Raw genomic sequence first — 10,016 nt, 5'->3', positions numbered from 1 at the left:
CTCACGCCGCCGAATGATGGCACGCAAAAGGGGAACAAGCTCGACTTACGACTGGCCCTGAAAAAAGGGGCAGGTCATACGGACGATACCGTGAAAGGCGACATGTATCACGCAGCGGCAGAGATCGAGAACATCGCGAACATCCGGACTTACCTTTGTGACCCAAACGAGTTGATGCGACTGAGTTTTGACGAACTGTTCCGTTACCTCACGGGTTGTCACGCCTTTCTCGAACGCTTGCGCTTTGTTTCCAAGGATATCGGGGAAAGCCTGTCCGGCCTTGAAAGGCTAAGGATTGATTTCCAGAAGAAGAACTCGCTCGAAGCCGTGGTGCGAACCGTTCACTATCTCCTAGCAGGCCCCGGCGATGCGATTGAACGTGCCTACGACTGCATTTACGGCGGCTATAAGCTCACCGGCTTCGGTGAAGCTTGTGTCATGGAATTGCTTGGTTGGGGAGATGCCAAACGTCCCCCTTTCAATAATCGCTCCATTCGGGGCATCCGCTTGCTAGGCTTTGATGTGGAGCACTTGGTCGCAGGCGAGTAGCGATTTTCTATGTGGCTGCTTCCCTACGCGTTGCCGCAGTTTGTGCTTTGCACAGCATTCGGCACTAAGGCTCAGAACGGTCGTTCTTTGCCATGAGCACGAAAGTCCGGTATGCGGCAGTTGCTAGGCAGTATGGGCGTAGTGCAACTTGCGGCGCTCACGCGCCGCGATCATGCTTCAGCACCGGGATACCCATCTTGCGGGCCTTATCGGCGAGGTTCTCCTGGATCCCTGTGCCCGGGAAGACCAAGACGCCGATCGGTAGAACGTCCAGCATCGCATCGTTGCGCTTGAACGGGGCCGAGCGGCCATGCTTCGTCCAGTCGGGCCGAAAAGCAACCTGCGGCACCTTGCGGTGATCGGCCCAGCGGGAGGCGATGAGTTCCACGCCCTTGGGTGAGCCACCGTGGAGCAGCACCATGTCCGGGTGCTTGGCATGGACCCGGTCGAGGCGCGTCCAGATCAGGCGGTGATCGTTGAAGTCCGCCCCGCCGGTCACGGCCACCTTGGGGCCCTCGGGCAGAAGCAGTTGCGCCTCGGCCCGGCGCCGGGCGGCGAGGAAATCCCGGCTGTCGATCATCGCGGCGGTCAGATTGCGATGGCTGACGCGCGAGCCGGTCCGGGGATGCCAGGGCCTGCCGAGGTGATGTTCGAAGCCCTCGGCGGCGAGGTCGCGGAAGAGTTCCAGCGCGGTACGCCGTTCGACCATGCTCTGCCCCTCGGCCACCAGGCGTTCGAGTTCGAGGGATTTCACCTCGGAGCCGTCCTGTTCCCTTTGCAGGCGGCGCTGCGCCTGTTCGTTGTCGTCGAGCTGCCGCTCGGTCCGCGCCAGCGCGCGGTGGAAGAGGTTGACCGCGCCCCAGAGCAGTTCGTCGAGATCATGTTCGAGCCGCGTGTCGCCGAGCGTTGCGACAAGGGCGTCGATGATATCGGCGACGGCCCCGGCGATCTGGCTGCCCTCGGGCAAGGGGCGTGGATCGGGTTCATCCTCGTAGGGGCGCCAGCCGTAGAGCTGTAGTTCGGTCAGAACATGGGCGGTCGAGGACGTGCTGTGATGCGGCTCATAGGCATTGGTTTCGGGATCAAGGGTCATCTGCGGCGTCCTTCCTCTGGGGAGCCGCGCGCCACACGCGGCCTTCGTGGCAGGAACGCGCCCACGAGCGGGATGGCCGGGCAGCCCGAGCGTTTCGCGAGGGCCTTGATGGCCAAGCCCGGCTATTTTGCCTCGCGATGCAAAGCGCCCCATTGGGCGCGGCGGAAAATAGCCGGAGCGCGGCCATTGCCGGGCCGGCCCGCTTGTGGGTCCCCTGCCCTCTGAGAAGGCCGTGCGCGCCGGCCTTTCCCATGGATGGGACCCCCCGCGCGGCATACCCGTCCGAAAGCGATACAGTGAGCCTTGCAATGCCAGCTCGATTGCCGCCCTGTCACACCGGCACGAACCGCGCGGTGTCCTCGGCTTGGAGATGAAGCCGCAACCGCGCTTGCAAGGCCGCCAGCCCATAGCGCCGGAGATCATCGTTGAAGTCGGCCAGTCGCGGCGTGAGAGTCAGCACTTCGATCCCGACCTCGGCTGCGCAGGCGACCAACCGATCCCGTGCCGCCGCGCCTGCGGGATCACGGTCGCGCAGCACGTAGAGCCGCCTCAATCCTGCAGGAAACCGGATGGCGGCCAGGTGCCCCGATGACAGCGCCGCGAGGGCCGGCATTTCGGGCAGGGCCGAGCGCACGGAAAGAACCGTCTCGATCCCCTCACCTGCGATGAGCACGTCACCGGGCGCCCCGAACCGCACCCCGTTACCGAGCAATGCCCCCATCGCGCGCCGCGGTGTGTCGATATCCGCCTTGGCGCTCCCATCCGGGCGCAGCCAGGTGCGATGGGTCCCAGTCTGCAGGCCCTCGATATCGGTGATGGCGGCCAGCATGGCCGGAAGCCGCGCAACCGGCCCGCCGCCCTCCGGCCGGTAGTAGCAGACGGGATGGAACCGCAGGCCTGGCGTTTGGTCAATCGATCCGATGCCACGCCCGCGCAGATAGGTTTCCACCGGAGTGCCACGGATCGGCACGCCCATTGCAAACAGGCGTCGCGCCGCTTCCTGGGATCCGGTGGCAGCTGGTGGCTGTGAATGTGGAGAATGCTGTCGAGGCGGATCAAGTAAGGGCAGGCTCAAGAAGCGTCGGGCCTCATCGGCAACGTCCTTGAAGTCGACCAAGCCGCAGCTTTCGCGGATGACATCGAGCAGATCGCCGTGCTGTCCCGTGGCCGCATCGGTCCATTTTCCAGCGGCACGGTTGCCGGATGACGGCCCGGACAGTCGAACGAACATGGACCGCCCAGCGGTGTTCCGAACATCACCCACCAGCCAGTAGTGGCCCTGCTTCTGCCCGTTCGAGAGATAATGCCGGCACACCGCCTCGGCATTTTCGGCAAGCTGGCGCGAGAGATCGGCGGCGGAGCTTGTCATGTCGACCTCCATCATGCTTGGACGAAATCAGGGGCCCGCCATGCCTGACGGGCCCCTGGGTCGGGAACCTTGGGGAAGGCCCCGTGCTGCTCGAAGGTCACTCGGCGGCTGTTTTGGCGAAGGCGTAACCGGCGACGGGATCATCGTCCTCCATCCGGTCGGAGTCTCCGATAGCCGGTTCGCCGCCGTCTTCCGCCGATTGTGCTTCGCCGGTGTCGGGATCGTCGTCCGAAGGTCCTCCATCGGCGTCGTCGATCAACTTGATCTCAGGCGCGTCCTCTTCCGGCAGGGGTGGCGTGCGCAGCGGGTCCGGCAGCCAGCCGGTGCCGGAGAGCAGGTCCTCGGCGGCGGTCACCATCTCGGCCTTTTTCAGCCCTGCGATCCGGTCAGCGGCGTCCTCGCCCTTCGCCTCGCGCACGGCCTCGAGGATGCGGGCCTTGGTCACGCGACCGAGATAGCTGTCGCCTGTCACCGTCCAGCCCGCCTTGGCCATGTCGAGCCCGACGGTCCCAGCCAGCACATCCGCATGCGCGATGGCGCGCGGTCGGCGCTGGTAGGGGTCGCGGACGGCATTGACGGTCATCGCCACGCAATGGGCGAAGAGCGCCTCGCGGCTGCAGCTGTCGAACTCGGTCAGCGCCTGCCAGAGGTCCTCGGGTGCCTTCGGCAGGTTGCCCGCCCAGGTCTCGTGACGCTGGTCGATGGCCTGCGCATAGGCCGTATCACCGAGGCCCGGCACCTGCGATCCGAAGGCGGCGGTCCGCGGTTCGATCTCGACGCAGCTGTCGACGGCGTAGCGATAGAAGAGCCGCAGGACCATCGCGTGCAGGGCCGCGAGGAAGGCGACCTGCGGGTCCTGGGCCAGCGCGTTGCGCAATGCCAGGGTACGGTGGGCTGTCAGTTCCATGACGAGACGGTCGGAGAGCGGTTTCAGGCCGTCGTCCTCTTCCTCGTCGTCAGGGGCGGATGTGGCGGTCTCGTCGATATCCGCGACCGGTACCGGAGCGGATGCGACCTCGCCCACATCTTCCACTTCCTCGACCGGTTCATCCTCCGCTCGCACGTAGCCCCGTTCGACCCGCAGCCGCCCGGAGCTGTCGATGCTGACAAAGGTTCCTGCCTGCGTGAGGTCGTCGGCCTCGTACCGGATCGGACGCGCCTCGAATGCCTCCATCGCCTCCTCGATCTCGCCCAGCCGGGCATCGATGTCGTCGGGCAACTCGTCGGCCTCCGCATGCTCGGCCTCGAGCGCGTCGTATTCGGCCTTCAGCGCCTGGTAGCGGGCAGCCTCCTCGTCGCTCATCGGCACCGCCTCACCATGAACGCGACGCATCCCGAAGGTATGGCCATAGGGGAACTCGGTATCGACCTCGACCCATTTCCAGCCCTCGGCCCGCACCGCCTCGGCCTCTTCGGCCAGTTTCTCGCGCACCATGACGTCGAGAAGGGCCGCATCCTGCAGCCAGCCGCCATCGTCCTGCTGGAACAGGTCGCGCAGGATCTCGCCGCCGGCCTCGATATAATCGTCGAGCCCGACGAACTGCGGCCGCTTGTCCGAGGCCCGCACCGCACCTTCGGTCAGCATGCGGCGGATCTCGTAGGGCTGCCGGGAGTAATGTCGTTGCAGGGCCTCCCAAACCTGCTCCTGCCGTGTGTGATCCGGATTGACCGTGAAGGCCATGAGCTGGTCGAGCGTCATTTCCTCCTCGGCATAGGCATCGAGCAGCGAGGGCGCCACGGCGGCGAGCTTTAGCCGCTGTTTGACCACGCTGGCCGAAACGAAGAAGGCCGCGGCGATCTCCTCCTCGGTCCGGCCTTTCTCGCGCATCGCCTGGAAGGCGCGGAACTGGTCGAGCGGGTGCAGCGGCGCGCGCTGGACGTTCTCGGCGAGGCTGTCTTCTTCGGCGAGCCCATCGGTGCGCACGATGCAGGGGACCAGCGCGGTCTTGTTCATGCGCTTCTGCTTCACGAGTAGTTCCAGCGCACGAAACCGCCGCCCGCCGGCGGGGATCGTGTACATGCCGGTCTCGGCACCGCTGTCGTCCAGCACGGGCCGCACGGTGATGGAGCTGAGCAGCGTCCGCCGCGCGATGTCCTCGGCCAGCTCCTCGATCGACACGCCTGCCTTGACGTGGCGCACGTTCGACTGGCTGAGCATCAGCTTGTTGAGGGGGATGTCGCGCGAGGCGCTGAGGGTGATTTTCTGTTGCTTGGTCATCGGGATTACTCCGCGACAGGCCAGCCGGGAGCCTCTCTCCCGACCTCCAAACCCGTCACGGAAAACCCGGCCCGACTCTCACTCTAGGGGGCGACGACGACATAACACCGCTGCCACAACAGGTTGTCATCGCATCATTTCTGGAGCCCTGCTTCAGCCTATGCCGGTAGCGTTCTTGTCGAACGTGTGCTTTGTGTTGAACCGTACGGAAGCAGAACTTCGTCTAGGTGCATAATGAAAACGAAAATTGCTTGGTTGAGCTCGACTGTGGGAAGGAACCTGTTTGGAATTTCCTTGTTCATCCTTTTTATTCTGGGTGTGGGGCTGTCCGTAATAGTATTTTACTACGCATTTACCCAATCAGAAGAAGCGATCGGGGGAGGTGCGTGGGGTGACTTTATTGGCGGCACACTCAATCCCATACTGACATTTCTGACCTTTACTGGCGTCCTGCTTTCCATTTTCCTCCAGAGGCTAGAGCTTGGCTTGTCTAGGAGTGAACTGGAACGATCGGCGAACGCCTTAGAGAAACAGATTACTTCAATTGAGAAGCAAAATTTTGAAGCGGCGTTTTTCCAAATGCTGAACACGTTCAACACAATCGTCGAATCTATAGACCTGTACAACAAAGACAACGGAATGGAGACCAGCGGCCGTGATTGCTTTCGAGTGTTTTATACTCGGCTGAATAAGATTTACCGGGATAACAAGGAGAAGGGCTCCAAGAAGCACGCCGCAGAAGCGATATTGCGTCTCTCATATTTCAATTTCTGGAAACAACATCAATTAGAGCTTGGCCACTACTATCGCTTCCTATTCAACGTATTTCGGTTTTTGGATGAGAGTCCCGCCAGCGAAGAATATCATGCAAAACTTCTCAGGGCACAGCTTTCCGATCAAGAACTCCTCCTGTTATTCTACAATTGCCTGTCTCAACATGGGCAAAAATTTTCTGATTATGCCATCAAGTACAAGTTGTTTGATAACTTACCGACTATTCGATTGCTCGAAGATGGGCACACTCACTTGATCGACCAAGAGGCATTCGGAGACAATCCGATGTACAACTCCAAGAATATTGGATCGTCGTTCTAAATGCCTCAAACGTTGTGCCTGGCTGGCAATAGATTGGTCAATATGCCCAAGCAGAGATATTGGTGGCGGCATCAGCGTGAACCGCCACTCTAGAGAGCGCTAGATCGCCCGCTCAAAGAGCGATTTCGCCTTCCCCTCCATTACCAACCGCGCATCCTGCTGCGGCTTCGAGCGAGCCACCGCGGTGATCCCCTGCACGAAGTCAAAGACGCTCTCAGGCGGGCGGCCTTCCTCGGCCAGAACCGTCTCGACGATCCGCCCCGTCTCCGCCTTCGAGAACCCGCGCTTGCGCAGGAAATCCTGTCGGTCGTCGTCCGACCGTGCGACGATCTTTTCACGTGCCGCACGAATGCCGTCGATGAAGGGCGCGGGCGAGGACTCGGCGAAGCGGCTCAGCGCTGGGGCGGCCTCGTGGGCAAAGCGGGAGGCCGCGTATTTCGAGTGCCGGATCGTGATCTCCTGGAAATCCTCGACGCCCCAGAGGTTGCGGTTCTGGCAGACCGCCCGCAGGTAGAAGCTGGCGATGCCGAGAGTCTTGGCTCCCACCTCGGAATTCCAGCAATAGAATCCCCGAAAATAGAGATCGGGCGAGCCGTCGGGCAGCAGCCCCGCCTCGATCGGGTTTAGGTCATCGACGAGGAACAGGAAGACGTCGCGGTCCGACGCGTAGAGCGTCGTCGTCTCCTTCGTCACGTCCACGCGCGGGTTGTAGATGCCGGTCGACCAGTCGAGCACGCCCGGCACCTTCCAGCGCGTGTCGCCCGTGCCGTTGCCCGCGATGCGCTGAACGGCGGAAACCAGTTCGTGGTCGTAGATGCGGCCATAATCGGGCCCTGTCACGGCGCGCAGCTCCGTACGGCCATCCGCAACTTCCATCGTCTTGATCTGCTCAGCCCGGTGGTTGGTCAACCCGTACTGCAGGTTGATCCCCGCGAGCGGGGCGGGAAGTTGCCGCAGATAGGCCGCGGGTGCACCGACGAGGCTCGAGAGCTGGCCGAAGGACCAATGCGTCGGTGCGATGGGTTCATCCGCACCCGGCAAGACCAGCCCCAACTTCTCGGGGTTGTCCCGATGCGCCTCGACCCGGATCGCCGTGCTTTCCACCGTGCGCGTCCGGCTCCGCTCCGCCCGGCCTTTGACCGAGGCGATTAGATCGTCGAGCGACAGATACCGCTCGTCATCCGGCCGCGAGAACCACTCGGACGACACCCGGTCCACATTCGCACCGCGCGACACATCCACCTTGTAGCCGCCGCTCATGTCACGCCCGGCATCGGTAATTTCGGTATTCATTGGGAAACCTCCGCGACGGGCGCCGGAGGCCTCTCCTCCAGCCTTCAACCCGTCACGGCACCCCTTCCAGTCTCTTGCTCTCTCCCTTGGCTGACGGCAGCTTCCCGCGCCTCAATGACACCCGCGTTGCGCGATTCGGGTGGCCTATGGCACACTGCATTGAGGCAATGGCCTTCGGGCCGTGCCACAGCTCAGGGCCCCGAAATGGTGAGAAATCGCATAGAACAGCGCAGTATCTCCGGTTCCCGGGTCGCCGATTTGCGCGACGCTAGAGCAGCCATCTATACGCCAAGCTACGAATGTGTGCGCTCACCCCACCTTCAACCCTCTATTATGCATAGGCTTTTTCCTTCGTACGCGCGCCACCATCTGGCAGGCTGGCGACTATGGAATGGGACCACAAACATAGGCTGGGGGCTGACGCGTCAACAGACGCCCAAATCTCATCTCGGGGTAGCGGAGCGACTGCGAACAAAATCGCCCGCCTCACTTCTGCTGGCGATGATCCGCGGCTGGTCAACCTTGTTCGCTTGTTGGCGCGGCAGGCGGCGAGAGATTTCATTGAGACAGAGAACAGGCGGCATGCACGGGATCGCCTCCGCGATTAAGGGGGCTATCGCATGAAAGCAGCGCTTTACGCTCGGTATTCATCTGACAACCAACGTGATGCTTCGATTGAGGACCAGCTCCGCATCTGTCGTGCACGCGCGGAGCGAGAAGGCTGGACGATCATCGACAGCTACACGGATCGCGCGATTTCCGGAGCGTCCTTGCTTCGGCCCGGCGTTCAGGAGTTGATCTCGGATGCGCTGAAGGGGCGTTTCGACGTGATCCTCGCGGAGTCGCTGGATCGTCTCTCCCGGGACCAGGAGGACATCGCGGGGCTCTACAAGCGGATGCGCTTTGCAGGCGTGAGTATCGTGACGCTGTCCGAAGGTGAGGTCAGCGAATTGCACATCGGTCTCAAAGGAACGATGGGAGCACTCTTTCTAAAGGATTTGGCTGACAAGACCCGGCGCGGTCTTCGCGGGCGCGTCGAGAAGGGTCGCTCCGGTGGTGGGCTTTGTTATGGGTATGACGTCATTCGCACGGCCGATCCGGACGATCGGGGCGAGCGGGAGATCAACCCAGCCGAAGCAAACGTCGTTCGGCGCATCTTCCGGGATTACTTGTCCGGACAATCATCGCGGACGATCGCAATGACTTTGAACCGGGAGGGCATTTCGGGACCGCAGGGCAAGGAGTGGGGGCCATCCACGATTCACGGCAATCCGAAACGAGGGACGGGCATTCTCAACAATGAACTCTACATTGGGCGGCTGGTCTGGAACCGCCTGCGATACATGAAGGATCCAGACACCGGTAAGCGCGTCTCTCGCCCGAACCCGGAAAGTGAGTGGGTTGTCCAGGAGGTCCCGGACCTGCGGATTGTGGACCAAGATCTCTGGGACGCAGTGAAGAAAAGGCAAAAGAGCCTTTCGTTTGATACGACGCCGACAGGCAGCAATCCGATGAACGATAGACGACGGCCGAAGCACCTTTTCGCCGGCCTTATCAAGTGCGGTTGCTGTGGTGGTGGGTACTCCCTGATCTCGAAAGACCTGATTGGCTGCGCAGCGTCGCGGAACAAGGGCACATGCGATAACCGTCTGAACATCCGTCGGGATGCCTTGGAGGCGTCGATATTGAATGGCCTTCGGAAGCATCTCATGTCGCCAGAGCTCTTCAATGAATTCAGTGCCGAGTTCACGCGCGAGGTAAATCGGCTCCGGATCGAGCGCGGAGCCGACCTGGCCGGCTGGAAGAGCGAACTTAAGAAGGTTGACCGAGAGCTCGACAAGATGGTCGACGCCATTCTTCAAGGCTTTCCGCCGTCGAAACTTAAAAACAAGGCCGAGAAGCTGGAGGCGAGAAAGGCGGAGTTGGCTGAGCTTCTGGACAATGCCGACGAGCCGCCGCCGTTGCTGCACCCGAACATGGCCCGGATGTATCAAGATCGGATCGCGAAGCTCTGCGAGAACCTGCAATCCGAGGAAGATCGTGGCGCCGCCGTCGACGTGCTTAGGTCACTAGTCGATGAGATCACCCTGGTGCCCGAGAACGGCGAACTCTCCATCGTGCTTCGCGGCGATTTGGGTGCGATCCTGCGCTTTGCGGCTGGAAAGCAAAACCCCGACTTCCTTTCGGAGGCCGAGGCTTTGGACAACCTGCTTTCGCAGAAATCGTTGGTTGCGGGAGGGCGCAGCAGACGATCCCGGCGGGCGGGAGGCCCAAACGCAAAAACCTCCGCGGCAGGACCGGCGGAGGCATCGCAAGTATCGTTGGTTGCGGGGGTAGGATTTGAACCTACGACCTTCAGGTTATGAGCCTGACGAGCTACCGGGCTGCTCCACCCCGCG

General features: G+C 61.9%; 7 protein-coding genes and 1 tRNA gene. 3 read left to right on the top strand and 5 right to left on the bottom strand.

The genetic code is table 11. The features are described from left to right. The coding region (locus KZZ07_RS26105; protein WP_219519700.1) for a hypothetical protein at positions 1–549 on the top strand (549 nt) is incomplete at its 5' end. A 157-nt stretch (positions 550–706) separates the two neighbouring features. Here the strand turns inward: KZZ07_RS26105 and KZZ07_RS26100 are convergent. The 3 genes from KZZ07_RS26100 to KZZ07_RS26090 form a co-directional block, all read right to left on the bottom strand. Next, positions 707–1,642: a DUF2493 domain-containing protein gene (locus KZZ07_RS26100; RefSeq protein ID WP_219519698.1), complete on the bottom strand. Its 936-nt coding sequence runs from the start codon at positions 1,640–1,642 to the stop codon at positions 707–709. Positions 1,643–1,973: 331 nt separating this feature from the next. Next, positions 1,974–3,011 (bottom strand): DUF7146 domain-containing protein, encoded by a 1,038-nt coding sequence (locus tag KZZ07_RS26095; protein WP_219519696.1) that lies wholly within the window; start codon positions 3,009–3,011, stop codon positions 1,974–1,976. Positions 3,012–3,108: 97 nt separating this feature from the next. Beyond that, entirely contained in the window at positions 3,109–5,229 is a 2,121-nt protein-coding gene (locus KZZ07_RS26090) for a ParB/RepB/Spo0J family partition protein (protein ID WP_219519695.1), read from the bottom strand. 294 nt (positions 5,230–5,523) lie between these two features. Between KZZ07_RS26090 and KZZ07_RS26085 the strand changes: the two genes are divergently transcribed. Then, positions 5,524–6,324 (top strand): putative phage abortive infection protein, encoded by an 801-nt coding sequence (locus KZZ07_RS26085; RefSeq protein WP_219519693.1) that lies wholly within the window; start codon positions 5,524–5,526, stop codon positions 6,322–6,324. A gap of 99 nt (positions 6,325–6,423) precedes the next feature. Here KZZ07_RS26085 and KZZ07_RS26080 read toward each other — a convergent pair whose 3' ends face one another. Further along, positions 6,424–7,617, bottom strand: a complete 1,194-nt coding sequence (locus KZZ07_RS26080; RefSeq protein ID WP_219519692.1) for a DUF932 domain-containing protein — start codon at positions 7,615–7,617, stop codon at positions 6,424–6,426. Positions 7,618–8,237: 620 nt separating this feature from the next. On the opposite strand from KZZ07_RS26080, the gene KZZ07_RS26075 reads away from it, so the two are divergent. Continuing rightward, positions 8,238–9,983, top strand: coding sequence for a recombinase family protein (locus KZZ07_RS26075; protein ID WP_219519702.1), 1,746 nt, complete (start codon positions 8,238–8,240; stop codon positions 9,981–9,983). Here KZZ07_RS26075 and KZZ07_RS26070 read toward each other — a convergent pair. Then, positions 9,940–10,016: transfer RNA gene (locus KZZ07_RS26070), tRNA-Met, on the bottom strand. The two genes, KZZ07_RS26075 and KZZ07_RS26070, sit on opposite strands and share 44 nt — an antisense overlap.

Source organism: Mameliella sp. CS4, assembly GCF_019392335.1.
Classification (GTDB): domain Bacteria; phylum Pseudomonadota; class Alphaproteobacteria; order Rhodobacterales; family Rhodobacteraceae; genus Antarctobacter.
The sequence above is the reverse complement of the archived record's forward strand: the minus strand, read 5'-3'. Positions and strand labels throughout refer to the sequence as shown.